Raw genomic sequence first — 25,859 nt, 5'->3', positions numbered from 1 at the left:
AGGTAATTCATGGATCTTATCGAGCGCGCAGAGCAGAAGAAGAAAAAAGAAGAAAAGGCCAGTTCTCTTGTTGAGCGGGCCGCTGCGAAGTCAGGCCCTGCAAAAGGGATGGGTATTGGTAACCCTGCGGCTCGCGGGGAAGGCCGGTCTGACCCATCTTCTTTGAACCCTGCTCAGACTGAAGAGAAAGCGCCGTCTCCGGCGTTCCGGGGTATTGGGCAACCCGGCGGGCCGTCAAAGCCGCGCCCTGTAGATGGGGCTGAGCCTGGGGCAAAACAGTCCGACGCACCAGAAAGTGCGTTTGAAAAAGCCGCTGCCAAATCAGGTATTGGTCAGGTCAAGGAAGGTGGTGGGTTGCGCCCGCAAGGTGAAACCACCAACGAGCCGAAGGTTCATGTTCGTCCCGGTTCCAAGCCTACGAAACCCGTTAGTGTCGGCATGGAGCCGAAAGGCAAAACGACACGCAAGGTCGAGGAAGTTGACCTCGTGGCGCTGCGTGAGGCGGGTTATATCACACCGGACATGCCACCCAACCTGATGTCAGAAGAATTTCGGATCATCAAACGTTCTATCCTTCTGAATGCCTTCTCGAAAGGCGACAAGAAGGTCGAGAACGGCAATGTGATCCTTGTAACAAGCTCCAACCCGGGTGAGGGCAAGACCTTTTGCGCGATCAACCTGGCGCTTTCCATCGCGACCGAGCAGGACGTAACTGTGCTTCTGGTGGATGCTGACTTCTCGAAACCCGAGGTATTGAACCGTCTGGGCGTCAGCGGGGGGCGCGGCTTGATGGATGTTGTGGCCGATGAGGATATCGACCTCGCGAGCTGCCTGATCAGAACCAGCATCCCCAATCTGGTGCTTTTGCCTGCCGGTCGTCAGCATAACCTGACGACAGAACTTCTTGCCAGTGAGCGCATGGAGGCGATGGCGCGGGAGATAGGCACCCGTTACCCGGACCGTTTGGTTATTTTTGATTCACCCCCTGTGCTGGCAAGCTCTGCCGCGTCGGTGCTTGCGCTCTATATGGGCCAAACCGTTTTTGTGATCGAGGCCGAAAAAACAACCGAGCCTCAGATCAAGGAAAGCATCGGCATGATTAGCGCATGCGAGCATATAAATCTGATTTTGAACAAGACCCGTTATAGCGACAGCAATAAGAAATTTGCGTCCTATTATGGTTACGGGGGTCGATAGGGATCATACTTTGTGGCGCAGGTAGGCCGTACATTTCCGCATAAGCTTGCGATGCTGTTGGTGGCGCACCTTGGTTGCGCCACTGCCGTATCTGCGCAACATGTTTGGGTGGACCCGCGCGCCGAAGGCAAGGTGACGGTTTCCGACAATATCAATCTGACCGAAGCTGACCGAACGGTGGGCACGGTACTTAATGCATCTCTTGGGCTTAACACTCGGGTAGAAGGGCGAAAGCTTAAGGGTGCGCTCGATTATGCCTACGATTATTATTATTTTCTCGATGATGGCAGCTCGGATGTCAGGCACAGCATGTTTGGTGTGCTGGACGCCGAGATATGGCGAAACCATTTATCTGTGAATGCGAGAGCGAGCCTCAGACAAGTATTTCTGAGCCAGAGCGAAGCTACCTCTCATTCTGCCGCAAACAAAAGTGATAACCGCCGCCTTATTCAGAACTATACCGGCAGTGCCCTGTTGAAAGGGGGGCTTCGGGATTTTGCCGACTGGCGGCTTAACTACCGGTACGGGATTACACTTTCGCCCGCTGACAATCTGGATGATGAAACACTGCCTACCAACTTTTCGGATACGCAAAGCCACGAAATCCGCGCTACAGTTGGTTCTGGTGACAGGTTCAATAATCTGGAGTGGACCCTTTTTGGCAGCAGTAGCCGGGTATTGCGTAACCTAGATGTAAACGACTACCGGGTTGAAGAGGTGGGGGCGGAGCTTACCTACAAGTTCAACCGTTATTTCTCGATCACGGGACAGGTGAACCAGTCGCGCAACGGTTTCCAGTCTGAACTTCTCAGCCAGGACGGTCTGGGCTGGGAAGGCGGCTTTCGCTGGACACCGGGGCCTAAACTTGACCTGTCAGGGCGGTATGGCAAGGTTGGCAATCGGGAAACTTGGTATGGTCGGCTGCAGTATTTGTTCTCGGCTCGGTGGGATTTTACCGCGACCTATACAGATACCCTCTCCGCCGACGCTGTTGTGTTGAATGATAACTTGCAGCAGTATCAATTCAATGATGAGCAGGGCATCACAGATGGTGCGGGCTTGCCGGTTGATGAGCGTGACCCTAGGTTTACCCTGACAGATTTTGATTTTAGGCGGCAGAATACGACCGGTATCCTGCGTTGGCGCAAGCGGCGGCTGGACGTTTATGTAAGCGGCAATATGGAGTGGCGGACCTACGATAGCACCGGAGGCGAGGACGCGAGTTCCTGGGGTATCTCAAGCGGTTTCAAGCGGAGAATAAATCCAACAACCACATTGACCGGACTTTTTTCCTATCGTCGGAGTAGATTTGAAGAACAGCTTCGGGTAGACAACTACTATGTAGGAAATCTACAGTGGAATAAGCGGTTGTCTCGTCATGTGAAAGTTGCAGTTTCGTTTGACCATACACAGCGACAGAGTACAGAAGTGGGCGGGGATATGATGGAGAACGCCGTAACTGTACATCTACGAGGGATTTTTTAGGGGCAGCATGTACGAAAGTTTTTACAATCTTCAGGGTCGGCCTTTCCAACTTACGCCTGACCCACGGTTTTATTTCAGCTCTCGCACGCACAAAAAGGCGATGGCCTATCTCACCTATGGCATGAACCAGGGAGAGGGCTTTATTATCGTCACGGGTGACGTAGGCACCGGTAAAACAACACTCGTACGGCACCTTTTTGAAACCCTCGACCGTAATGAATATATCGCCGCGATGATCGTGAGCACGCAGCTCAGCGCTGAAGACCTGCTCCGCAGCGTGGTTGCTGCCTTTGGGCTTGACGCACAGGCCGAAGATAAAGGTCAGCTTCTGGCGCGGCTCGAGAAATTCCTGCGTGAACAGTTCCGCATGGGGCGCCGCGCGCTTCTGGTGGTGGACGAGGCGCAAAACCTCTCAAACGCAGCGCTCGAAGAGATGCGCATGCTTTCCAACTTCCAGGAAGGCGATAAAGCGCTTATCCAGAGCTTCCTTGTTGGCCAGCCTGAGTTCCGGGAGCGTATTTTCTCGGCACCCGAACTTGAACAGCTTCGCCAGCGTGTGATTGCCACCCATCACCTTGAGCCGATGGAAGAGGAAGAGCTTGCCGGCTATATTGAGCACCGCCTGAGCTTAGTGGGGTGGGATAACGACCCCTGTTTCACTGCTGATGCGGTTGAAGAGATTTACCGGAACAGTGCAGGGGTGCCGCGGCGCCTGAACACGCTTTGTTCGCGGGTACTTCTCTATGGTTCGCTTGAAGAGTTGCACACCATTGATGGCGACACTATCAAAGCGGTTGTTGCCGATATGGCAAGCGATACCCGCCAGGTGACAGCAACGTCGTCCGCGTTGCCGCCCCGACCGTCAGCACCCGTGAACCGCCAGAACGATTCCACTGTCCCCCTTGAAGCCCGACAGGACACCAAGGAGGTCAAGCAGATGGAAAACCGACTGGATCAGCTTGAGAGCATGATGAAAAATCAGGATGAAACCCTGAAGCGCCTGACAGAGCTGATGGCAACAATGGCGGGCGGCGGCTCCAAGGATGACAAATAGCTCTTCAGACCCACTAGCAAATGCAGTGCCGGTGTCTGCGAGCACGCAGTTCCCAGACGTATACGCGTTTACCGTTGATGTGGAAGAATGGTTCCAGGTCGGCGCCTTTGAAAATACCATCAAACGCTCTGACTGGCGTGGCCTCGAAAGCCGTGTCGAAGAACAGACCTACAAGGTGCTTGGGCTTCTTGACCATTGCGGTGTGAAAGCCAGCTTCTTCTGCCTTGGTTGGGTTGCCGAGCGCTACCCGCTCCTGATCAATGCGATCCATAATGCGGGGCACGAGGTGGGATGCCACGGTATGGACCACGAGCGGTTGTTCCGTTTCTCCCGCAAAGAATTCACCGCAGATGTGTTCAAGGCCAAGGCGTTACTGGAGGACGCCATTGGCGTGGAAGTGAAGGGCTACCGCGCACCAAGCTTCTCTCTCACGCCGGATGTCTGGTGGGTGTATGAGGTGCTTGAGCAGGCCGGGTTTTCTTATTCCTCCAGCCTTTATCCGCTGAAAACTGACCATTACGGCATGCCGGACGCCCCGAGGCGACCGTTCTGGCCCATTGGTGAAGGCCGCATCCTTGAGGCCCCAATGACGGTATGCAAGATGCTTGGGCGGTCGCTCCCGGGCTCAGGCGGCGGATATTTCCGCCTGTTGCCCTATGCGCTTGGCCATCACCTTTTGAGCGCAGGCGCGAAGCAAAACAGGGCACCAGGTATATTTTATATGCACCCTTGGGAGGTTGACCCCGACCAACCCTATAGGGACGACGCACCGCTTCTATCCCGGTTTAGGCACTATACGGGGCAGGCGGCACTGCCCAAGAAGCTAGAGCGGCTCTGTGCCGCGCATGAATGGATGCGGCTTAGGGAAGCGATCGTAGCGCCCGCCTATCAAAGCCTTGAGGCGCGCGGATGACGCTTGCGGTTAAACATCTCACGCGGGAAAGCGCTGAAGCTTGGGACGCCTATGTAGCACAGCATGGGACAGGTACCTTTTGCCACCGTGCGGGCTGGAAGTTTGCTGTTGAAGCAGGGGCGGGGCACAGCTGTCCCTACCTTTATGTCGAGGAAGACGGTGAAATAACCGGCGTGTTGCCGCTGACCTTGCGCCGCAGCGCCCTATTTGGCCGCGCGCTGGTTTCCAGCATGTTTGCCGTTTACGGCGGCGGCCTGTATTCGAGCGAGACCGCTAAACAGGTGCTGGACGAAGCCGCGTGGCAAATTGCCGAAGACGCGGGCATCGGTGTGTTTGAAAACCGTACCATCAGCCCCGCGCATTGTGGTGTTGAGGAGTGGTCGTCACCGGGGGTTAAGGCGGCAACATTTATTCGTGAGCTTGAGGGGGGCGACGAGGACGCGCTCCTGCTCACGATCCCTCGCAAACAGCGGGCTGTAGTGCGTAAATCCCTGAAAGCCGAGCTTGTATGTGACTGGGCGCCCACCGTGCGACAGGTTTATGCGCTTTATGCTGAAAGTGTTCGCAATCTGGGCACCCCGGTGTTTCCGCTTAAACTTTTTGAGGCGTTTGCGGTCGAGTTTCCCGACAATCACCTGCTCCAGCTCATCAAGGCACCCGACGGTACTGCTGTGGCGAGCCTGTTCAGCTTTTATGATGAGAAAACAGTACTGCCTTATTATGCGGGCGGTACAACAGAGGCACGGCGGTATAACGCGCATGACTTTATGTATTTTGAACTGATGAAACATGCGGCTCAAAAAGGGATCGGGCAGTTTGATTTTGGTCGCAGCAAAGTTGATACCGGGCCATATGCGTTCAAGAAAAACTGGGGCTTTGAGCCGACACCGCTTGAGTATGAATATCGGTTGGCGGAAGACGCGGAGCTGCCCGACCTGTCACCGCAAAGTGGCAAATACGCTGTTTTGGTGAAAGTTTGGAAGCGGCTACCGCTCCCCGTCGCTAACCTCATCGGGCCCATGCTCGCCCGGCATCTGGGGTAAGCGTATGGCCCGCATTCTTTTCCTCGCGCACCGTATCCCCTATCCACCCAACAAGGGGGACAAGATACGCTCCTGGCATTTTCTGGACCATCTTCTTGAGCATCATGATGTGCACCTCGGGTTTTATATTGACGAATCCGCTGATGAAAAACATGTGGCCTTTCTTGAGGGTAAGGCGAAGAGCCTCTGTTTTGAGAGGGTCAGCAAACGGGCACAGAAACTGATGGCACTTCGCGGCCTTATTGATGGTCGTCCCCTTACCCTTGCCGCATACCCAAAAAACAAGCTGGCGACTTACGTGAGGGACCTCACCTCTGCAGGCGGGATTGATCTTATCTTTCTTTTCTCGGGTGCGACCATGCAACTGATTGAAGGGGTGGCATCAGATATCCCGGTTATTGCCGACCTTGTGGATGTGGATAGCGCCAAATGGACGGCATACAGCCATGTGAAGCCGTGGCCACTTTCATGGCTCTATCGGCGTGAGGCCCAGGTTCTGTCAGATTATGAACGTCAGATAACGACGGCTACCGATGCCACGCTATTCGTGAGCGAAGATGAAGCTGCTGTATTTAGAAAAACGCTGGATGCAAGCTTAAGCGCTAAAGTTCGCGCGGTTTCAAATGGCGTGAACCTCACCCATTTTGATCCCCAGCGGTTTGAGGCGGCGAAAGCTGAGAGTGATCCCCTCAAGGTCATTTTCACTGGCGCGATGGATTATGCTCCCAACGTAGAAGCGGCGGAATGGTTCACACGCAGCATATGGCCGCGCGTTCGCGCGAAATACCCAAGTGCGGAGTTTCTCATCGCAGGTGGGCCAAAAGTGTCTGAAGTTGTGGTGCTCGAGCGCGCGGAAGGTGTGCGTGTGCTCGGTTATGTCGATGATATGGCAGAAACAATTGCATCTGCCAACGTGGTTGTTGCGCCACTTCTGACCGCACGCGGTATTCAAAACAAGGTGCTTGAGGGCATGGCCATGGCAAAGCCGGTTGTTGCAACCCCTGCCGCGCACGAAGGCATTGCCGCGACGGCGGGCGACCATCTGTTGGTTGCCGCGAATGAGGATGAGTTTACGGCGGCGCTTGATGAGCTTCTTACCTCAAAAGATAAACGCGAAACGGTTGGAAATGCAGCGCGGGCCTTTATTGAGGATCACCATAGTTGGGCGAGTTGCCTGTCTAAGTTGGATAAGGTGATTGCTGAGGTCATGGAAGCGAGGAAGAAATGACGACACAGGCCTCGTTTATCAATAAATATCAAAGGCTTATCGTGCTTGTTCTGGCACTCGCTGCCGTTCTGTTTGGGTGGTGGGATACGGTTACGCATATTGCCAACATCGTATGGCGCGATGATGCTTATAGCCACGGTCTTCTGGTGCCGCCCATTACGCTTTGGCTTGTCTGGCGCCGCCTAGGCGAGGGTGGAATGCCACCCGCTCGCCTGTTTACGCCCGCTTTGGGGCTGGTCGCGGCTGCAGTGCTCCTGTGGATGCTAGGGCGCGCAATGGAGGCTGCGCTCTTCGAGCATATTGCGCTTGTTGTCACTGTTCAGGCTATCGTTATCCTGTTGTTCGGGCTAGATTTTTATCGGCAACTGCTGTTCCCCATGCTGTTCCTGTTCCTTGTCATCCCGTTTGGTGGTGAGTTGGTGGAACCGCTGCAGAACATTACGGCAAAGTCAGTTATTTGGGCCCTTGGTGTTCTTGGTGTGCCCTATAAAGCCGACGGTGTGCTGATTGAGCTTTCAAGCGGGCTTTATGAGGTGGCGCGTGCGTGTGCGGGTATCAAGTTTCTGTTCACCAGCATGGTATGTGGCGTGCTGCTGTGTCATTTGGCGCTTCGGTCCTGGTGGCGGCGCGCCGCCATAATGTTGGCGGCCTTTTTGGTGCCGATCCTTGCCAATGCGATCCGGGTGCTCACAACTCTCTTGATAGCGGAAGCAACCGACCAGAGCTTCGCGAAAGATGTGGACCATGTGGTTTACGGCTGGGGGTTCTTGAGTGTTGTGCTCCTGATCCTGATAGCGCTTGCTTACCGCTTTTCGGATCGCGGGGTTGAGGTGGCTGAAGGTGAGGGCACAATGCCCACTATGCCAACCCTTAATGCCAAGGGCCTTGCTATACTGCTACTTGCAGCTTTGTTGCCGCCGGTGGCTGCGCTTTGGATGTATCAACCGCCTGAAGGCGCCAGCCAATGCAGAATTGCGGACGTTTTGGCACCAGAATGTGAGGACTGCGGTTTCAGGTCTTTACCCCGGTTTGATAACACGGGGTACGTGATCTATGAGGCAGCGGACGCTGAGTTCCTTCACCTCTACCGGTCAGGTGGGAACCGGGTGACAGCTTATGGAGCGCTTTTTCAGCCCGATCGGCCAGAGCACAGGGTTATCCAGGGGTTGCAGAAGAACCTGCAGGATGACTGGACCGTGCTTTCTGGTGTTCCAACACAGAATGCAGCTGTAGGTGGTGTGCCTTTTGAAGAGATTGTGATCTGGCGGTCTGAGCGGAAAGTGTTGCTCTGGTGGGCGCTTTTTGCTGGCGGTAAGTTCCAGGACGGGGCTACGGCTAGCAAAATAGCACTCGGTAAGGCGCGCCTTTTTGGCGGAGACACCAGTGCGGCAGCTCTCATCTTTACCGTGAATATGGATGATGATTTAGATTCTGCACGTGAACGGCTAACAAAATTTCTATCGACATTTTCGGCAGATCAGTTTTTATGGAGCCAGCTTAAAATGCCGGAAGGACACGCTATATGTGCGGAATAACGGGGGTGATGATTGCGGGAGATGGGCCGGTAGACCAGGCCAGCCTGCGCCACATGACCGACCTGATCGCACACCGTGGGCCGGATGATGACGGCTTTTTCTTCGGCGCTGGTGTAGCCTTTGGCCATCGCAGGTTATCTATCATTGATGCTGAAGGCGGACACCAGCCCATGTTCAGCCCCGATGAGCGGGTGGTGCTGACCTATAATGGTGAAATATATAATTTCCAACAGCTGCGGCGCGAGCTTGAAAACCTGGGGCATCGCTTCAAAACCAATAGCGATACGGAAGTTTTGCTCACAAGCTATCTAGAGTGGGGCACAGACTGCGTTAACCGCCTTCGTGGCATGTTTGCCTTTGCTATATGGGATACCCGCACGCAGGAGCTGTTTCTGGCGCGCGACCGTCTCGGTATTAAACCTATTTATTATAGTACGCTCCCTGACGGTACCTTCCTGTTCGCGTCGGAACTAAAATCACTGGTGGCCTACCCGGGTGTGCGCCGGAAATTACGGATCGATGCGCTTGAAGACTATATGACACTTGGATACGTGCCGGACCCAAAGTCTATTCTGGATGGTTTTGACAAGCTTCCGCCCGCGCACACCCTCACTATACGCAAGGCCACGGGTCAGCAGCGCATGCGCTCCTACTGGAACCCGGATGTGGTCACACCTGCAGTGGGTGATGAACAACCCGGTGAACTGCTGGAGCGGCTGGAAGAGGCTGTGAAACTGCGCATGATTGCGGATGTACCGCTTGGTTCTTTCCTTTCTGGCGGTATTGATTCAAGTACTGTTGTAGGGCTCATGAGCCGCAATAACCCTGATCCCATTGAAACCTGTGCCATCGGCTCTGACGACCCACTGTTTGATGAAAGTGGTCACGCGCAACTGGTCTCTGACCATTTTGGTACGCATCACCGCTTAAGGCTCGCCTCCGCTCGCGACGGTGAGCTGATCGACCTGATGGCAGACGTATATGACGAACCTTTTGCGGATATGTCTGCACTGCCGACTTATAGGGTTTGTGCCCTGGCGCGCGAGAAGGTGAAGGTGGCCCTGTCTGGTGATGGTGGGGATGAGCTGTTTGCCGGCTATCGTCGTTACCGTTTCCATATGATGGAAGAGGAATTGCGCTCCCGCGTGCCGCTGGCCATACGGCGGCCAATATTTGGGGCCCTTGGTGCCATATACCCGAAGCTGGACCGAGCCCCTCAGTTTCTGCGGGCAAAATCAACATTTGAGGCTTTGGCTCGTACGTCAGCTGAGGCTTACTGCCAGTCAGTCAGCAAGACGCCTGATAGTGTGCGGCTCAGGCTTTATACCCAGAAGATGCACAACCGGCTGTTTGGGTATCATCCACATGACCGGTTTAAAAAACTGGCGGCTGAGGTGCATGGTGCACACCCACTTTCTGTGGTGCAGTATATTGATTTCAAAACCTACCTGCCGGGCGATATCCTGACCAAGGTAGACAGGGCCAGCATGGCGCATTCACTTGAGGTGCGTGTGCCGCTTCTCGACCACAAGTTTGTCGAGTGGGGGCTGCGGCTTGACCCTGAAAGCCGAATAAAGGATGGCATAGGCAAGGCGGTGTTTAAGGATGCCGTGCGTGGGCTGTTGCCGGATACCATTATCGACCGGCCCAAAAAAGGGTTCGATATCCCTATGGCGAACTGGCTTCGGGGCGAACTGGCACCTGAGCTGGCCAAACTGCAAAACAGCGAACGACTGCTCGATCTTGGGGTGTTTGACCGCAAGGCACTCAGCAAGCTTGTTGACGAACATCTGGCAGAAAAAAGGGACCACCATACAAGCCTGTGGTCCCTCATTATGCTTGATAAAAGCCTTGAGCGGCTTGATGTCAGCTACAGCTAACTGCTGCCTCTACATACGGCTATCGAGCGCATACCCCGCTGAGCGTACTGTGCGGATATAGTCGCTGGTGCCGTCAAAGTTCATGGCTTTGCGCAAACGGCGGATGTGAACGTCAACTGTGCGCGGCTCCACATATACGTCGTGGCCCCAAACACTATCGAGCAGTTGTTCACGCGAGAACACGCGGCCCGGGTTTTCCATAAAGTGCCGAAGCAGGCGGTATTCAGTAGGCCCGAGGTGCACAAGCGCGTCACCGCGGGTTACGCGGTGCGATACGTTGTCGAGCACAATGTCTTCAAATCGCAGTTGTTGGCCAGCAAGGGCGGGGCGAACGCGGCGAAGGACGGCTTGAATACGGGCAATCAATTCCTTCGGTGAGAAAGGCTTGACGATATAATCGTCCGCGCCGGTTTCAAGTCCGCGAATGCGGTCAGGCTCATCAGCACGTGCGGTCAGCATGATGATCGGCACGTTTGCCGTTTCTGTATTCCGGCGAAGCTGACGACAAATCTCAAGGCCGGAAAGGTTCGGCAGCATCCAGTCAAGGAGGATGATGTCCGGCGCTTCCTGAGTGGCACGGTAGAGGCCGTCTTCGCCGTCTGCTACGGCTTCAACTGTATAGTCAGCACGTTCAAGGTTATAACGCACGAGCTCGGTGATGCTCTCATCGTCTTCGATCAATAAAACACGGGTTTTCACTGGGCTTTGCCTCCGATAACCAAACGTTATTGCTCTTCAACCAGCTCGGTGCTGGTGAAATCCTGTTTGGGGCGCCGGGCATCTTCAAGCATGATGCCGGTTATGGTGTAATAAACTTGTTCTGCGATGTTGGTGGCCTGATCCCCGATGCGTTCAAGGTTCTTTGCAATCATCAGGAAGTGGGTCAGGGCGCCGATCTGGCTCGGGTTTTCCATCATACGGGCGAGAATTTGCCTGTAGGCCGCGTTGTGGAGGTTATCAAGTGCCTCATCACGCTCCCACACTTCCATGGCGGCTTCTGCGTCGCGGTGAACAAAGCTGTCCATCACGTCCTGAATCATGCGGCGCGCTTCGCCGCTCATCTGTTCCAGAAGCGGCGGCATGACAACGGGCGCACCTTCAGTTACCGCAAGCGTGCGCTTGGCGATGTTTTTGGCATAGTCGCCGATGCGTTCAATAATGCCGGTCATCTTCAGTGCGGCAATCACCTCGCGCAGGTCGTCGGCCACAGGTGCGCGGCGCGCAAACACGCCAATCGCTGTGCGTTCGGCTTGCAGCTCAAGCTGATCAAGTGCCTTGTCGCTGCTGCGGACATGCCATGCGCCGTCCACGTCGCATTCCTTGAGGGCTTTCATTGCGGCGACAAGCTGTTCTTCCGCGAGGCCACCCATGCGGCTCACGATGCTGCGCAGTTCTTTCAGTTCGTCGTCGTAGGCTTTTACAATATGGTCATTCATGTCAATTCATCCTAACCGAAGCGGCCAGTGATATAGTCACGGGTGCGCTCTTGTTTTGGCGCTGTGAATATTTGTGTTGTATCGCCGTGTTCCACGAGGTCGCCCATGTGGAAGAAGGCGGTTTTCTGTGAGATACGAGCCGCCTGCTGCATGCTGTGGGTCACGATGATGATGGCGTAACGGCCCTTAAGCTCATCAATCAGAGCTTCAACCTTGGCGGTTGCAATCGGGTCAAGCGCCGAACATGGCTCATCCATCAAAATGACTTCAGGGTTTACAGCAATAGCGCGCGCGATACAGAGGCGCTGCTGTTGACCACCCGAAAGTGCCGTGCCGGGACTGTCGAGGCGGTCTTTCACCTCGGCCCACAGGCCAGCTTTTTCAAGTGAAACCGCGACGATCTCGTCCAGGTCTGCCCGTTCACGCGCGAGGCCGTGAATACGAGGGCCATAGGCAATATTGTCATAGATCGACTTGGGGAAGGGGTTTGGTTTCTGGAAAACCATACCAACCCGGGCACGAAGTTGCACCACGTCGATCTGCGGGTCGTAGATATCGTCACCATCAAGCGTGATCTTGCCTTCAACCCGGCAGCTTGCCACCGTGTCGTTCATGCGGTTCAGGCAGCGCAGGAAGGTTGACTTGCCGCAGCCTGACGGGCCGATGAGTGCGGTCACTTCATCCCTGTAGAGATCAAGCGAAATGCCTTTCACTGCGTGATTGTCACCGTAAAAAACATTTACGTCTTTAGCGGCCATCTTCGGCGTACGAGGTTCTGTCATTGCGTCCACTTTTGTTGCCATATCAAGCATCTTACCACTGCCGTTCAAATTTTTGACGGAGCCAGATAGCCAGCCCGTTCATCGAAATGAGGAATGCCAGCAGCACCATAATAGCGGCTGACGTTTTTTCTACAAATGCCCGTTCGGGACTGTCTGCCCACAGGAAGATCTGAACCGGAAGTGCTGTTGCCGCATCAGAAAACCCGCCGGGGATATCAACAATAAAGGCCACCATGCCGATCATCAGAAGGGGCGCGGTTTCGCCAAGTGCTTGCGCCATGCCGATAATGGTGCCGGTGAGGATGCCGGGCATCGCAAGCGGCACAACATGGTGGAATACCACCTGCATGGGGGAAGCACCAAGCCCACGCGCGGCATCACGGATGGATGGCGGCACCGCCTTAATGGAGGCGCGTGAGGCAATGATGATGGTTGGAAGCGTCATCAGCGCCAGCGTCAGGCCACCAACAAGGGGGGCAGAGCGAGGCAGGTGCATCACACCAAGGAATACCGCGAGGCCAAGCAAACCGAACACAATCGACGGAACGGCCGCGAGGTTGTTGATGTTGATCTCGATGATATCCGTGAGCCGGTTTTGCGGCGCAAATTCTTCAAGGTAGATCGCGGTCAATACCCCAACAGGGAAAGCAATCAACAGCGTTACGATAAGGGTGAAGGCTGAACCCACGGTCGCGCCCCATATACCTGCAAGTTCCGGGTCACGGGAATCGCCGCTTGTAAAGAAAGCGGTGTGGAAGTTCAGAGATACCCGGCCATCGTCATAAAGCTTTTGGTACCAGCCAAGTTCCTTGTCCTTAACCTTCCGGTTTGCCTCGGGGAGGCTGCCATCGATCTTACCTTTACGGAGCTGATCGATATCATCTGCGGCCAGAATTCGAACACGTTTGGTGGAACCGACAATTGCCGGCGTTTCCAGTACCATGTTCCGCAGTTGCTCACGTGCGCCGCCACTAACCATACGGAGAAGGGCGCGACGATCCCGACGGCTTTCAACGTCAGGGAAATAATTCGTGAGCGACGCATCGATGACGCGGATCATGTTGGCTTGCCGAACTTTCTCTTCAAAAGCCTTGGCATCCATTGAGCGAGGGTCACCGAGAATTTCAGCGCTGAACGTGATGTCCAGATCAAGGCTTGTTTGCATAAAGCCCATAGACCCATCCCGCACGATCTTGCCGATCAGGATGAAAAGGAACATGGAGGCCAGTGCCACGGCAAAGATGCCGAGATAGCGGAAGTTGCGGTCGCGGCGATAACGGCGGCGAATGCGCGCCTTCATCTCAGGCGATTTCCAGTTGGTCGGTTCAAAGTCTGTCGTATTAGACATAAGTGCCAGCCTTAATCATATGCTTCGCGGTACTTGCGTACGATGCGAAGAGCAAAAATATTGAGCGCCATGGTAGAAACAAAGAGCGCAAGCCCAAGCGCGAAAGCGGAGAGCGTCTTGGCGCTGTCAAATTCCTGGTCACCCGTCAAAAGTGCCACAATCTGCACGGTCACAGTGGTTACGGCTTCAAACGGGTTTGCCGTGAGGTTGGGTTGCATGCCGGCTGCCATCACCACGATCATGGTTTCGCCAACCGCACGGCTAACAGCGAGAAGGAAGGCGCCGACAATGCCGGGCAGGGCTGCGGGCAATAGCACACTCACGATTGTTTCAGACCGTGTGGCGCCAAGCGCCAGGGAGCCGTCTTTGAGCGAGTTGGGCACGGCAGTGATAGCGTCATCTGAAAGTGACGATACAAACGGGATAATCATGATGCCCATCACAAAACCCGCTGCAAGCGCGCTTTCACTGGCGATCTCAACACCAATGAAATCACCTGCATCACGGAAGAAGGGGGCAACGGTGAGCGCTGCGAAGAAGCCGTACACCACCGTTGGAACGCCTGCAAGAACCTCAAGCACCGGCTTGGCGATCTTGCGCACACGCGAACTGGCATACTGCGTCAGATATATCGCGGAGAAGAGGCCAATGGGCCCGGCAACCATCATGGCCAGCAAGCTGATAAGGAGTGTGCCTGCAAAAAGTGGCACCGCACCAAATGCACCTGCAGCAGCGACCTGATCAGCGCGCAGGGCGGTTTGTGGGCTCCAATGCAGGCCAAAAACAAAGTCAACCACCGAGATTTCCTGAAAGAAGCGCAGGCTTTCAAATAGCAGCGATGCAACAATCCCAAGCGTGGTGATGATTGCGATCACAGAACTCAGCACCAGAAGGATGGTCAGCACACGCTCAAATGAGTTACGCGCCCGAAAATCTGGTGAGGTTTTGTTGGTTGCGAAGAAAATTCCGATAAGCCCAAAAGAGACAGAAAGCGCAAATGCTGCCCAAATGCCTTTCAGGTACAGCGCATGAAACTGCTGCGCTGCGGCTAGGATATCCGGGTTTTTCTCATTGCCGCCTGAATTTTCGACAGCAAGACGAATACGGTTGAGAATCAGGGTTGCTTGCTCGTGATACTGAGCGGCGAGGTTATCTGGCAGACCAGAGATGACCAAACCTTCAATAATATTTTTGCCGAAGATAACCCACACCAGAAAAACGGCGAGCCCGGGAATAAGAGCGCACACCGCAGCATAATAGCCATAGTGGCGAGGGAGGCTGTGCAGTTTTGAGGTATCTCCTGACACCGCGGCGAGGGACCGTTGACGCACGGTCGCGAAAGCAATGATGGCCAGCAGGATAAGGGTCAGAAAAATCGCGGCACTCGTCATCTTCGTCAGCCTTTACTCGTGCCGTTATTCACTATGGCACTGATTTGGTGATTTGGGACGACCGCATACCACAAGGGTGGCAATCGTCCCAAAGCGAATATTCTATTTAGTCCAGAACGAGGTCTGTAAGCGCTGCAGCATCATCTGCAAATTTCTGACGCTCGTCTTCTGAAAGCGGGATCAAACCACGGTCAGTAAGATAGCCGAAATCACCCCAGGCTTTGTCGCTCGTGAATTCACCAAGATACTCACGGATACCCGGTACTACGTCAACATGTGCCTTTTTCACATAGAAGTAGAGCGACCGTGAAATCGGGTAACTGCCTTCGGAGATGGCTTCAAATGTTGGCTCAACCGCGTCCGCGCCTTCACCCACCGAGTGGGCTTTGATAGCATCAGCGTTCTGGTCAAGGAAGCTAAAGCCAAACACACCAACAGCTTCGTTGTTTGCTTGCAGTTTTTGGACGATCAGGTTGTCGTTTTCGCCTGCTTCAACATACGCACCGTCTTCACGAATACCGCGACAAAGTGCTTTGTAAGCGCTGCTGTCAGAGGATTTCAGGGCTTTCATGCCTGAGAATGTCTTACAGCCACCTTCGATCGCCAGTTCGTTGAATGCGTCGCGGGTGCCAGAGGTTGGCGGCGGGCCAAGAACAACGATTGGGCGGTTCGGCAGGCTTGAGTTTACATCAGCCCAAGTTTTGTTCGGGTTATCGATCATGTTACCCGCGCCGCCTTCGGTGCCCGGCGCTGGTACTTTAGCAGCCAGTGCGAGGTAAAGGTCGCGAAGTGACAGGGTCATGTCTGGCGCACTTTTGTCTGCAGCCAGCACGATACCGTCAAAACCGATTTTTACTTCAACGATGTTTGTCACACCGTTTTGCGCGCAAAGATCAACTTCTGACTGCTTAATGCGGCGTGATGCGTTAGTAATGTCCGGGTGGTTGGTGCCAATTCCGGAACAGAACAGCTTCAAGCCACCACCGGAACCGGTCGATTCGACGATTGGTGTCTTGAAGGTTGAGGTCCGACCGAATTCTTCCGCCACAGCTGTGGAGAACGGAAATACGGTAGAGGACCCTACGATGCGGATCTGGTCCCGCGACTGGGCTTGCGCGCCCGAAGATGCAAAAAGGGCTGCCCCAGCAACGGCAGCCACAAAAGCGAATTTTTTCATGTCAGTTTCTCCAGGCCACATCTTTGCGGCGATAACTCTGGTTCCTGTGTTGCTGGACCACTCTAGCTTCTGATTGTTTAGCTTTTATGCCAGCAGGCGTAGGCTTACGCGTGGAATGTTACAGGAAAATGACACTAGGGATTTTCGGCCTTTTTTTGCGGGATAGGCAGCTTGAAGCTGAAAACAGTACCCTTGCCGAGCTGGCTCTTGATATCGAGCCCGCTGTTATGTCTGAGGAGGATATGTTTCACAATTGCGAGGCCCAATCCGGTGCCGCCCATCTTGCGTGACCGCGCTGTATCAACGCGGTAAAAACGCTCTGTCAGGCGCGCGAGGTGCTCCTGCGCAATGCCCGGGCCTTCATCCGTGATTGAGAGCAGGGCATGCTTGCCCGTGCGCCCCATTTCGGCCTTCACATGAACCTTGGTGTTAGGGTCAGAATATTTGGCAGCGTTCGTCAAAAGGTTAAGGAAAACCTGGGTTATCTGGTCACTGTCAGCCACAACGTCCTGGATATTTTCCTCATGTTCATAGGTGAACTCTATGCCTCGTTCCGCGGCCACGCCTTTGACGGAATTGATGACGCTACCCACGAGTTTATTGATGTCTGTGACGGCGTTTGGCGCCATATAGCGGGTCATCTCAATGCGGGAGAGCGAGAGCAGATCATCGATCAATCGCACCATGCGCTCGGCTTCGGTTTGCATGATGCCGAGGAAGCGCTTGTGTGCGTCCAGATCGCCTACCGCGGGCCCACGAAGGGTCTCGATAAAGCCAAGAACGGAGGTGAGCGGGGTTCTGAGCTCGTGACTGGCATTTGCAACAAAATCTGCCCGCATGCGCTCGGTTCGTAACAAACTTGTCACTTCATAGAAATATACGATCGCGCGCACGCCATCGTTCATTTTCTTGCCCGCAAGCACAGGGGCGACCGTGACATCGAAACTGCGTTCCTTACTCGTGGTGTAACGGATAACACCGAAGTCGCCAAAGCGACCTTCAAGGATATTATCAAGCGCCGTTACAAAGTTTGACTGGCGCAGGTATAAAAACACGTCGTTGCCATCTATATCGGAACCGAGGAGCTCACGCGCAGATTCGTTGGCAAAGGCAATCTTTTTATCCGCATCCACAAGAAGGAGCGGGGAGGGCAAGCGATCAAGCGCACTGGCACCAAGAAGAACGGAGGTTCCGGTTTTGGACTTTCGTTTCTCCCTGATGGCAGACCGGCGGTTTTCCAGGCGTTCCATGCGGCGCTTTATCTCAAGCTGCAGCAAAAAGGCTGCCGCGACGGCGCCAACAAAAAACGCACCAATGAAGGTTACTTGCCCAACAGACCACATCAGCGCCAGTGTGAAGATCACAGCAGCAACCGTTGATCGCTCTGTCAGGAGGCCTTGGTATTCTTTAAAGGGTTCGTTCATGGCTCGATCAGATTCCGTGCGGCTCGATAAAGTTCATCGAACTTCCGCGCCTGATGTTAAAAAAGAACTCAACTCCTTTAAATTACAAGCGTTGCACTTTTGTGACATTTTTATTTCGTCCAAAAATGATGTTTTTTTGTGATTTCCTCAAATGAAGGCGATTTATGGCCTAGACCGTGTACATTTTACCCTGTTAAACTATATTTAACTCTAGCGAATTAATGATTTAGACGGTACACGGTTGGGATAAGTCTTTGGAGGCCGCATCAAGTGGACGATCAAAAACAAGATACCAGTGATTTTCTGGAGCGCCGCCGCCAGCTTTTAAAGCTTGGCGCAGCAGGCATGCCCATGATCCTGACACTGAAGGCATCTGCCAACCAGACGGTGCACTCAGCCCTCGACTGTGTGTTCAAGCTCACCTCCGCCGTTAATATCCTCGTTGATCACGAAGGCAAGGTTTGGGTTGGCAGCAGCACGATCGACCAAGGCTCTGGCGGTACGCTGAAAACCAGTGATATTACAGCCTTCAAGAGCAATGCGGATTTTGCGTTTCCCGCAGGCACGGCACCTGAAGATTATATTCCGGATGAATGCCCGGATGATCCTTGTGACGGTGATAGTAGTGGCGACTGGGATGATGACGACTGGTATTTTGGTGGTACGGGCCGCGACTTGTTGCAGGAGTTGATGGACAGCGGCAGCATCTCGTCCTTTAAAAAGGGCGGTGGTGGCGACGACGATGACTGCGGTAGCAGTGACGACGATGATGATGATGACGACGATTGGGATGATGACGACGGTGGCTCAGGTGGCTCCGGCAGCACATGGACCGATTGCGGCTACAACTATTATGAAATTTCTGCCAACACGACTATCACACCGCTTGATTATCTGAACGGCAACGGTGACTGGCAGATTAGTGGCACCAATGGCCTATATATCGTGCTCGGTGCCAAATATCTGGATTACTACGGTAATGATGGTGGTTTCCCGGGTATCTCCTGCCTGCATTCGATCCTGACATATCTCGAGACGGCATAAGGTCTTCCACCAGGCGATGCCGCAGGGCGACAAGATATATGATGATGACAGATGGCTTTGGTATGCTGACCAAGGCCATTTTTCTGTCCAGACACTGGGCGACATCAGTTACGTCTATTGCCGCCGGTCCGGTAGCACCCATGTGTTCAACCTCGTCTCAATCGAGATGTTAAGATATCTGTCTGAGGCACCCCGCCGTGTGTCTGAGCTTGCGGAGAATTTCCCTGATATGCTTGGCGTTTCGCGGGAAGAATGCCCTCGCGGATTTGTAAAACGCATTTTTGCTGAATTGGACGACGCGGGGCTTGTGACAGCCCGCCCAGCGAGGCAAGCATGAGCCTGATGCGCCTAGGTGACCTTGGTCGGGATAAATTAGCTGCGGCCCTTAAGGGGGGTAGCCTGAACCTGCACCTTGGGCCGTTTGTCACCTCCCTTAAGAGCCGAAGCGTACTTGTTGCAAATTTCCTCACAGATACCTACCGGGATTGCCCGGTAAGCCTGAACCGTGATGAGTTGGTGGACTATGTGCTCCGCGTAGGGCCACCGAATATGCTCAGGCGTTTTATCAAGCCGCAGGTGCTGCCAGACCCCGGATTTTACTTTCCGGCTATACCACTGCCCGCTCGTATGGCGCCGCTTGCCCTGGAGATGGGCATGAATTTGAGCGCAGCTTTGCAGTGCTTTCGTTTCACCATGTTTCATGCTGGCGTTGTGTCCAAGGATGACAAAGCCATCATGATTGCGGCCAACTCGGGCGGCGGCAAAAGCACGTTGACGGCCGTTTTGATGGAACGTGGGTTTCGGTTGCTATCTGATGAATTCGCGGTGCTGGGGCGTGAGGTTCCGGAATTGATGCCCTATCCGAGGCCAGTTTCATTGAAAAAAGCATCGGTCGATATTGTTCGGGCGTTTGCAGGGGCCGAGGCGGTGAGCCCCGCACTTGAAGGTACACCAAAGGGGACCGTGGCATACAGGCGCGCGCGTGCAAGCGATATTGAAGCAATGGCACGCCCGGCCGTGCCAAAGCTCCTTGTTTTCCCGAAATTTGAAGAGGGGGCTGTGGCATCCCGTGAGCCGGTGGAGCCGGCGGATGCACTCATGCGGCTTATTGCAGGCTCCCCCAACTATCAGGTGATTGGTGAGGATGCTTTCCGCTCCACCATGCAGATGATGCAGGGGGTGAAAGCGTTTGAGCTCACATACGGCAATACGGATGACAGCATTTGGTTGGTTGAAGAGCTGTGGGCTGAGGGTGTGCCATGAAACCAGCCTACTTTAAAAGCGCAGTTGGCCTGCAGCCTTTCCCCACAGACCCGCGAGAGCTGAACGCCTTTGTGCGCTGGGCTGCGCGTGGGCATATCATGGGGCAGGTGGCTGCGGCTCATGAAGGTGAAGCCGCTGGTAAGCTTAAGGATATCCTAGAGAATGCTCGTGTTCGAAGCGCTCACGACAGGCGTATGCTTGAATTTGAAGCTGGGCGTATCCGGCGTGCGCTGCTCGGTAGCGGTATTGACCCCATCATCCTCAAGGGTGGTGCTTATGTGGCTAAAGGGCTGAGAGCCGGGCGCGGCCGACGGGTAAGTGACATCGATATTCTCGTGCCTGAGGTTTACATCAACAAGGTGGAAGAGTTGCTGACCGTGGCAGGCTGGCAGGCAGAACGAACCACAGCCAGCAACTATGACCAGCAGTATTACCGCAAATGGATGCACGAGTTACCACCCATGCGGCATGGTAGGCGCCGCACGTTGGTTGACGTGCACCACAGGTTATTGCCGCGTACAGCCCGCCTACAACCTGATCATCTGGTGATGGCCGATGCGGCGGAGCCTCTTAAGGATATGGGCGTAAAGGCATTCGCCCCCCGTGATCTGTTCATTCACGCCGCGATCCATATTTTTGCTGATGGCGCGCTTGAAACCCCGGCGCGCAGTTTGATCGAGCTCTATTATCTGTTTGATGACTTGGGCGCGGAAGAACGCCGTAGTCTTGTACACCGTGCGGCAGAGGTTGATGCTATCAAGCCTGTGCGGGCGGCCTTGTGGGCGGTAAGCCGATATTTCGATGATGCGCATGCCAAGGTTGCGTTGAGGTCCATTGGTCCCTGGCGCATGGGATTTGTGTTGAGGGCTTGTGTGAAAACGCTGGTTGCGGAAAATGGGTTTGTGCCCATTGCCAAGCTCGCGCTTTATATCCGCAGCCACTATATGCGTATGCCGCTCGGCCTCCTGCTCACCCATCTATTTAAAAAAGCTACCCGGCGAAACTAAGCAGTGGTGGAAGGTCACTTAGGCTGCTGATTACCTTGTTTGCCCCCAACTCATGTGGCGGGATATCAGTATAGCCAAAATCAACCGCCACGGATGGTGCGCCTGCGGCTTTCGCTGCCGCTATATCATTGATACTGTCGCCTACCATAAGAAAGGCGCCGGTTCCGGGCATCTGTGCAGCGGTAGACGTCAAGTGTCTGGGGTCAGGTTTTTTGTATGAAAAACTGTCACCGCCTGTAACGGCATCAAAATACTGTTCAATGCCCAAGGCTTTCAGAAGCGGGGTCGTTAGCGTCATCGGCTTATTGGTGCATATCGCGAGAGAAAAACCTGCCGCTTTCAGGGCTTCCAGCATCTTTACGCCACCATCAAACACATGTGTGTCATCAGCGATATGTGCACGGTAATAGTCAAGAAAAACGGGTAGGAGGTCTGCCGGATCGCGGTCATCCAGTCCGCCTGTTGCTTCAAGCCCCAGTTCAATCAATCGCTTTGCACCAAAGCCCACCATATGACGGACTTGGTCGAGTGTCACCGAAGGCCGACCAACATGCGCGAGCACATGGTTTGTCGCGGCATATAGATCTGGGGCGCTTTCGATAAGGGTGCCATCAAGGTCAAATATGACCTTCTGAACTGCGAACATGCTCAAAACCTGATCCTGAATATTTGCGGAGAATAGTTTAACCGTAAAATAGTGTGCCTGAAGCTACAGATTAGAAATGGGTGCGCGCAAGTCCTTTTAAAGGCTGTTATAACGGCTGGACTGGCCCGAAGCAGCGTTTTCGGGCATGATATGGCTTGCGCCCTTGTGATACTCATGGTTTATAGGGTCATTAAGTTGCGTAAAAAGAGTTTCTTTTGAAACTTTTGGAAATATTAACAGGAACGATGCCGAGGTAAAGTGATGAGTGACTGGCGGCCAGATAGCTGGAAATCGCGCCCTATTGTACAGGTGCCTGAATACCCAGATGTAGACGCAGTAAACCGTGTGTATGACGAGCTTACGAGCTATCCGCCACTAGTGTTTGCTGGGGAAGCCCGCAATCTTAAAGCCCAGCTTGCAGATGTCGCGGAAGGCCGGGCTTTCCTGCTGCAGGGCGGTGACTGCGCCGAGAGCTTTGCCGAGTTTCACCCCAATAACATCCGTGACACCTTCCGTGTGTTGCTGCAGATGGCTGTTGTGATGACTTTTGCGGCGTCGTGCCCTGTGGTCAAGGTCGGGCGTCTCGCAGGTCAGTTTGCCAAGCCACGTTCTTCCAATTCTGAGGTGCAGGACGGCGTTGAACTCCCAAGCTACCGGGGCGACATTATCAATGGTCCTAATTTTGATGCTGAAAGCCGGATGCCAGACCCCGCGCGCATGTTGAAGGCGTATAGCCAATCAGCCGCGACGCTAAACCTGTTGCGGGCGTTTGCGCAGGGTGGTTACGCAAACCTTATGTCGGTTCATAAGTGGAACCTCGACTTTGTGTCGAAAAGCGGCGCCGGTGAGAAATACCGGGAGCTCGCTGACCGGATCGGCGAGGCTCTTGCGTTCATGCAGGCGTGTGGCATTGACCCTGATAGTGTGCATCAGCTTCAGGGTACGGATTTTTACACGAGCCACGAAGCTTTGCTTCTGGGCTATGAGCAAGCGCTTACACGTGTGGATAGCACCACGGGCGACTGGTATGACACATCAGCTCACCTTCTGTGGGTTGGTGACCGCACGCGCCAGCTTGATGGGGCGCATCTTGAGTTCCTGTCCGGCATCGGTAACCCGATTGCCGCCAAAGTGGGCCCTACAACCGAGATCGACGGCTTGCTGAAACTCATCGAAAAGCTGAACCCGAAGAACGAAGCAGGTCGCCTGACCCTGATCACTCGTTTTGGTGCCGACAAGGTTGAGGAGCACCTGCCGCGCCTGTTGCGGGCGGTTAAGGCTGAAGGGCGCAAAGTTGTTTGGTCGTGTGATCCGATGCATGGCAACACCCAAACTTCGCAAAGTGGCCTCAAGACACGTCCATTTGACCGTGTGCTCAAAGAAGTGAAGCAGGTGTTCGCCTGCCACCGGGCTGAGGGCACCTATGCGGGCGGTATCCATCTTGAGCTCACGGGCCAGAATGTGACCGAATGCATCGGCGGTGCGGTTGCTATCACGGAAGAGGGGCTTTCAAGTCGCTACCATACACACTGCGACCCACGTCTCAACGCCAGCCAGTCGATTGAAATGGCCTTCCAACTCGCGGAAGCGCTCAAGGAAGAGCGGCTTGCGATGGCGGAAAACGCCGCAGCTTAACAGGCAGATGTATATGAGGTTTAAAGGGCGGCCAAATGGTCGCCCTTTTTCGTTACCTCTGGGGTAGTTGTGCCGCTTCCTAACCCATAGCTAGTATTTGCTGATAGTCACGTCATGGCGTGTATAGCCTATATAAAATGAAAGGTTGATTATGTTGGAGAAAGTTGCGTTCACCATGTATCCGGTGACTGATGTGAAGCGCGCGCGGGCATTTTATGAAGGGCTTCTTGGCCTTGAGACGCACGGTACGGAGAAGATCGGTGAAAACATGGCGTGGATTGAATACGATCTACCGGGCGGGGGATGTTTTGCCTTGGCTGATTTTACCGAAGATGTGCCGCACGCCAACTCTGGTGGGACTATCGCCTTCGAGGTGTCGGACCTTGATGGGCTAATAGCACACCTTAAAAACAACGGTGTTGCGTTCGCCGGTGATATGTTTCACAGCCCTGTGTGCCGTATGGCTGTGTGTCTCGACCCGGACGGCAACTCCTTGCTCCTGCATCAACTGAAGAATAAATAGCGAGGGAGTTGCGGCTTAAAAGGCACATGAACAGGGTGTTTCAAGGGCGGTCAGCGGGCCGCCTTTTTCTTGTCTTGTTCACATTCGCCAATAAGGGTAAAAGCGCCCCATGAAGAAAGCTTTGTCCATATATCTTGCCCAGTTGAACGCGACAGTAGGTGCTATCGAGGCGAACGCTGCCCGCATTAAGGAGGCTTATGAGCGTGGTGCGACTGAAGGCGCCGATCTTGTGCTGACGCCTGAACTGTCGCTCACGGGCTATCCGCTTGAAGATCTGGTGCTGAAACCCTTTTTTGTGCGTCGCGCCATGGAAATGGTTGAGACTCTGGCCGGTATAACTTCAGGTGAGGGCAAACCTGGGCTTATCATCGGCGCGCCGTGGTATAAAGGCAAGGCGCTTCACAATGCCATCTTCCTGCTGGAAAGCGGTGAGGTCAAGGCGGTCCGCTTCAAACAGGAACTCCCCAACTATGGCGTGTTTGACGAAAAGCGGGTGTTTGTGCCCGGCGAGGCCACTTCTCCGATTGAGTTTCGTGGGGTCAGCCTTGGTGTGCTGATATGCGAGGATATGTGGTTCCCCAGCTGCACAGCGGCACTCAAAGCCCAAGGGGCCGATATTCTGCTTGTGCCCACCTGCAGCCCGTTTGAGCTTGATAAACATCCTGAGCGTAAAGTACATGCCCGCAACCGGGTGGATGAAACTGGCCTGCCGCTTGTGTTTTGCAACGAAGTATGCGGGCAGGACGAACTGGTGTTTGAGGGCGCGAGTTTCGTGATGAACTCAGACGGCGGTGTGCCAGTGCAGTTGGATGCGTGGGCCGAGCAGGAATTGTTGACCACCTGGCACCGCGCAGAGGGTGTGCTTGAATGTACCAGTGCGTTTCAAGGCTATATGCCCGAACGCATGGAAACCATGTATCAAGCCATGATCCTTGGACTGAAAGATTACGTGAACAAGAATCGTTTTCCGGGCGTTCTACTGGGGCTTTCCGGCGGAATAGATAGCGCGCTATCCGCCGCCGTTGCCGTTGATGCGCTGGGGGCGGAGCGTGTGCACTGCGTGATGATGCCGTCGCGCTATACATCTGGTGAAAGTGTCAGCGACGCGGAGAAATGCGCGCAGGCACTTGGTGTGAAGTATGACACCATTGCGATCAAACCCGGCGTAGATGCATTTGATGAAATGCTGAAAGATGCGTTTAAAGAAACCGCGCCCGATACAACGGAAGAGAACATCCAGTCTCGCCTTCGTGGCTTGCTCCTGATGTCATTATCCAACAAGTTTGGCCATATGGTTCTGACTACCGGCAACAAGTCGGAAGTGTCAGTTGGCTATGCTACGCTCTACGGCGATATGTGTGGCGGGTATAACGCGCTGAAGGATGTGTATAAAGCGGATGTATTTGCACTTTCACGCTGGCGAAACGCAAACGTCCCCAAGGGTGCACTTGGGCCGTCTGGTGAGGTAATACCGGTAAACATTATCACCAAACCGCCAACGGCTGAACTTCGGGACGATCAGAAAGACGAAGACAGCTTGCCACCCTATGACGCGCTTGACGATATGCTCAGGTGTTTGGTGGATGAGGAGATGTCTGTCGCTGAAGTGGTGGAACGAGGGCATGATGCAGCGGATGTCGCGCGCATTGAGCATCTTTTATACATCGCCGAATATAAAAGGCGGCAGGCGCCGCCGGGTGTTAAGATCACCCGCAAGAATTTTGGCCGTGATAGGCGCTACCCTATCACCAACGGCTTCAGGAGTGCGAGGCGGGACTAGATGTTGCCTCGAAATTCCATAATAAACTATATATAGTAATTACTTAGCTAAGCTAACTGGAAATAAAC

The 25,859-nt window shown here is 54.2% G+C and carries 23 protein-coding genes; 15 read left to right on the top strand and 8 right to left on the bottom strand.

From position 1 onward, the window contains the following. The first annotated feature begins 9 nt into the window (after positions 1 to 9). From ACN0XZ_RS08285 to ACN0XZ_RS08250, 8 genes are read left to right on the top strand one after another with little or no spacing between them, the layout of a single operon-like run. Complete coding sequence (locus ACN0XZ_RS08285; protein WP_417457262.1) at positions 10 to 1,197, top strand: XrtA-associated tyrosine autokinase; 1,188 nt, start codon at positions 10 to 12, stop codon at positions 1,195 to 1,197. A 12-nt stretch (positions 1,198 to 1,209) separates the two neighbouring features. Next, positions 1,210 to 2,682: a TIGR03016 family PEP-CTERM system-associated outer membrane protein gene (locus ACN0XZ_RS08280; protein WP_417457261.1), complete on the top strand. Its 1,473-nt coding sequence runs from the start codon at positions 1,210 to 1,212 to the stop codon at positions 2,680 to 2,682. Between the two features lie 7 nt (positions 2,683 to 2,689). Beyond that, positions 2,690 to 3,736 carry an XrtA/PEP-CTERM system-associated ATPase gene (locus tag ACN0XZ_RS08275; protein WP_417457260.1) on the top strand — a complete coding sequence of 349 codons (1,047 nt, stop codon included), beginning with the start codon at positions 2,690 to 2,692 and terminating at the stop codon, positions 3,734 to 3,736. Continuing rightward, entirely contained in the window at positions 3,726 to 4,649 is a 924-nt protein-coding gene (locus ACN0XZ_RS08270) for an XrtA system polysaccharide deacetylase (protein WP_417457259.1), read from the top strand. Before ACN0XZ_RS08275 ends, ACN0XZ_RS08270 begins: the two co-directional genes overlap by 11 nt. Further along, positions 4,646 to 5,692, top strand: a complete 1,047-nt coding sequence (locus ACN0XZ_RS08265; protein ID WP_417457258.1) for a FemAB family XrtA/PEP-CTERM system-associated protein — start codon at positions 4,646 to 4,648, stop codon at positions 5,690 to 5,692. The genes ACN0XZ_RS08270 and ACN0XZ_RS08265 overlap by 4 nt, the downstream gene beginning before the upstream one ends. A gap of 4 nt (positions 5,693 to 5,696) precedes the next feature. Continuing rightward, positions 5,697 to 6,920, top strand: coding sequence for a TIGR03087 family PEP-CTERM/XrtA system glycosyltransferase (locus ACN0XZ_RS08260; RefSeq protein WP_417457257.1), 1,224 nt, complete (start codon positions 5,697 to 5,699; stop codon positions 6,918 to 6,920). Next, positions 6,917 to 8,455 carry an exosortase A gene (gene xrtA / locus ACN0XZ_RS08255; protein ID WP_417457256.1) on the top strand — a complete coding sequence of 513 codons (1,539 nt, stop codon included), beginning with the start codon at positions 6,917 to 6,919 and terminating at the stop codon, positions 8,453 to 8,455. The genes ACN0XZ_RS08260 and xrtA overlap by 4 nt, the downstream gene beginning before the upstream one ends. Further along, positions 8,443 to 10,335, top strand: coding sequence for an XrtA/PEP-CTERM system amidotransferase (locus tag ACN0XZ_RS08250; protein WP_417457255.1), 1,893 nt, complete (start codon positions 8,443 to 8,445; stop codon positions 10,333 to 10,335). Before xrtA ends, ACN0XZ_RS08250 begins: the two co-directional genes overlap by 13 nt. Before the next feature lie 9 nt (positions 10,336 to 10,344). On the opposite strand, the gene phoB is transcribed toward ACN0XZ_RS08250, so the two are convergent. The 7 genes from phoB to ACN0XZ_RS08215 all read right to left on the bottom strand — a co-directional run bounded on the left by phoB (position 10,345) and on the right by ACN0XZ_RS08215 (position 17,308). After that, positions 10,345 to 11,034, bottom strand: a complete 690-nt coding sequence (phoB, locus tag ACN0XZ_RS08245; RefSeq protein WP_417457254.1) for a phosphate regulon transcriptional regulator PhoB — start codon at positions 11,032 to 11,034, stop codon at positions 10,345 to 10,347. Between the two features lie 26 nt (positions 11,035 to 11,060). Beyond that, positions 11,061 to 11,771, bottom strand: coding sequence for a phosphate signaling complex protein PhoU (gene phoU, locus ACN0XZ_RS08240; RefSeq protein ID WP_417457253.1), 711 nt, complete (start codon positions 11,769 to 11,771; stop codon positions 11,061 to 11,063). An 11-nt stretch (positions 11,772 to 11,782) separates the two neighbouring features. After that, positions 11,783 to 12,583, bottom strand: a complete 801-nt coding sequence (gene pstB / locus ACN0XZ_RS08235; RefSeq protein ID WP_417457252.1) for a phosphate ABC transporter ATP-binding protein PstB — start codon at positions 12,581 to 12,583, stop codon at positions 11,783 to 11,785. Between the two features lies 1 nt (position 12,584). Then, positions 12,585 to 13,901, bottom strand: a complete 1,317-nt coding sequence (gene pstA / locus ACN0XZ_RS08230; RefSeq protein ID WP_417457251.1) for a phosphate ABC transporter permease PstA — start codon at positions 13,899 to 13,901, stop codon at positions 12,585 to 12,587. 11 nt (positions 13,902 to 13,912) lie between these two features. After that, the gene (gene pstC / locus ACN0XZ_RS08225; protein WP_417457250.1) at positions 13,913 to 15,292 is read right to left on the bottom strand and encodes a phosphate ABC transporter permease subunit PstC; all 1,380 of its coding nucleotides are present in this window, start codon (positions 15,290 to 15,292) and stop codon (positions 13,913 to 13,915) included. A 106-nt stretch (positions 15,293 to 15,398) separates the two neighbouring features. Beyond that, a complete protein-coding gene (locus ACN0XZ_RS08220; RefSeq protein WP_417457249.1) occupies positions 15,399 to 16,469 on the bottom strand; it encodes a substrate-binding domain-containing protein in 1,071 nt (356 codons plus the stop codon). 134 nt (positions 16,470 to 16,603) lie between these two features. Beyond that, positions 16,604 to 17,308 (bottom strand): sensor histidine kinase, encoded by a 705-nt coding sequence (locus ACN0XZ_RS08215; RefSeq protein ID WP_417457579.1) that lies wholly within the window; start codon positions 17,306 to 17,308, stop codon positions 16,604 to 16,606. Positions 17,309 to 18,163: 855 nt separating this feature from the next. On the opposite strand from ACN0XZ_RS08215, the gene ACN0XZ_RS08210 reads away from it, so the two are divergent. Genes ACN0XZ_RS08210 through ACN0XZ_RS08195 form a run of 4 tightly spaced genes read left to right on the top strand, consistent with a single transcriptional unit; the run spans position 18,164 to position 21,207 of the window. Next, complete coding sequence (locus tag ACN0XZ_RS08210) at positions 18,164 to 18,937, top strand: hypothetical protein (protein WP_417457248.1); 774 nt, start codon at positions 18,164 to 18,166, stop codon at positions 18,935 to 18,937. A gap of 16 nt (positions 18,938 to 18,953) precedes the next feature. After that, positions 18,954 to 19,274, top strand: a complete 321-nt coding sequence (locus ACN0XZ_RS08205; RefSeq protein ID WP_417457247.1) for an HPr-rel-A system PqqD family peptide chaperone — start codon at positions 18,954 to 18,956, stop codon at positions 19,272 to 19,274. Continuing rightward, a complete protein-coding gene (locus tag ACN0XZ_RS08200) occupies positions 19,271 to 20,200 on the top strand; it encodes an HprK-related kinase A (protein ID WP_417457246.1) in 930 nt (309 codons plus the stop codon). Before ACN0XZ_RS08205 ends, ACN0XZ_RS08200 begins: the two co-directional genes overlap by 4 nt. Beyond that, positions 20,197 to 21,207, top strand: coding sequence for a nucleotidyltransferase family protein (locus tag ACN0XZ_RS08195; RefSeq protein ID WP_417457245.1), 1,011 nt, complete (start codon positions 20,197 to 20,199; stop codon positions 21,205 to 21,207). The genes ACN0XZ_RS08200 and ACN0XZ_RS08195 overlap by 4 nt, the downstream gene beginning before the upstream one ends. On the opposite strand, the gene gph is transcribed toward ACN0XZ_RS08195, so the two are convergent. Then, positions 21,191 to 21,853 (bottom strand): phosphoglycolate phosphatase, encoded by a 663-nt coding sequence (gph, locus tag ACN0XZ_RS08190; RefSeq protein WP_417457244.1) that lies wholly within the window; start codon positions 21,851 to 21,853, stop codon positions 21,191 to 21,193. The genes ACN0XZ_RS08195 and gph overlap by 17 nt on opposite strands. A 261-nt stretch (positions 21,854 to 22,114) precedes the next feature. Between gph and ACN0XZ_RS08185 the strand changes: the two genes are divergently transcribed. The 3 genes from ACN0XZ_RS08185 (at position 22,115) to ACN0XZ_RS08175 (ending at position 25,791) form a co-directional block, all read left to right on the top strand. Beyond that, positions 22,115 to 23,488, top strand: a complete 1,374-nt coding sequence (locus ACN0XZ_RS08185; RefSeq protein WP_417457243.1) for a class II 3-deoxy-7-phosphoheptulonate synthase — start codon at positions 22,115 to 22,117, stop codon at positions 23,486 to 23,488. Between the two features lie 151 nt (positions 23,489 to 23,639). Continuing rightward, complete coding sequence (locus tag ACN0XZ_RS08180; protein ID WP_417457242.1) at positions 23,640 to 24,011, top strand: VOC family protein; 372 nt, start codon at positions 23,640 to 23,642, stop codon at positions 24,009 to 24,011. Between the two features lie 109 nt (positions 24,012 to 24,120). Further along, complete coding sequence (locus tag ACN0XZ_RS08175; protein ID WP_417457241.1) at positions 24,121 to 25,791, top strand: NAD+ synthase; 1,671 nt, start codon at positions 24,121 to 24,123, stop codon at positions 25,789 to 25,791. Positions 25,792 to 25,859 lie beyond the last annotated feature (68 nt).

Source organism: Kordiimonas sp., from assembly GCF_048264555.1.
Classification (GTDB): Bacteria; Pseudomonadota; Alphaproteobacteria; order Sphingomonadales; family Kordiimonadaceae; genus Kordiimonas.
Note: the sequence above shows the minus strand (reverse complement) of the source record. Positions and strands in the feature narration are given on the sequence as shown.